The sequence below is a fragment of the Thermoanaerobacterium sp. R66 genome (genome assembly GCF_028895185.1).
In the GTDB taxonomy this organism is placed as follows: domain Bacteria; phylum Bacillota; class Thermoanaerobacteria; order Thermoanaerobacterales; family Thermoanaerobacteraceae; genus Thermoanaerobacterium.
The window spans coordinates 1-637 of sequence record NZ_JAEUWW010000003.1; the positions used below are offsets into that span (position 1 = coordinate 1).

The following is a 637-nucleotide window of genomic DNA, read 5'->3' on the forward strand; positions in this document are numbered from 1 at the left end:
TTGCAAAATAAAAGCATCCTTTCTATAATATGTTTTGCGATAACCTAAATAGAAAGGATGCTGATAAAATGAACAAAAGTTATTTAAAACAAATGCTTATCTACTTCTCTAAGATATACCATCTTGGAGAAAAAATCAATACCCTAAAAGATAAAAGAGCAAAATCTTCAGTAAAAATTTCAACAGTTACCTTTGTAGTATTATTTGGATTTATACTTCAAATAAGGAGTTTTAATAGGTTGGAACATTGGCTTAAAAAAGGTAAATTTAAAAAAGTATTACCTAAAAAGACTAAAATTCCTCGTATTGACACTATTAGGCGTGTTTTAAGTAATTTTGATTTAGATGGCTTAAATGAACTTAATAATAGTATAATCAAGACAAGTACAAAAAATAAGGTTTTTAGAAAAGGAACTATAGATGGACTAAAAGTCGTTGCAATAGATGGTGTAGAGTTATTTGAAAGCACTAATAAGTGCTGTGATAATTGTCTTACACGAGTCCAAAAGGACGGGATTACTCATTACTTTCATAGGTCAGTAATATGTGCAACTGTAGGTTCTGATCCACATCTTATCATAGGTCAGGAAATGCTTGAACCTAAAAGAGATGCTTCAGATAAAGACGAAGGAGAAAT

At 29.8% G+C, this 637-nt stretch carries 1 protein-coding gene; it reads left to right on the forward strand.

Annotation, left to right across the window (positions count from 1 at the left end; all coding sequences use genetic code 11):
* Positions 1-68 precede the first annotated feature (68 nt).
* A partial coding sequence (locus JJQ93_RS12945) for a transposase family protein (protein ID WP_503010264.1) occupies positions 69-637 on the forward strand: 569 nt, incomplete at its 3' end.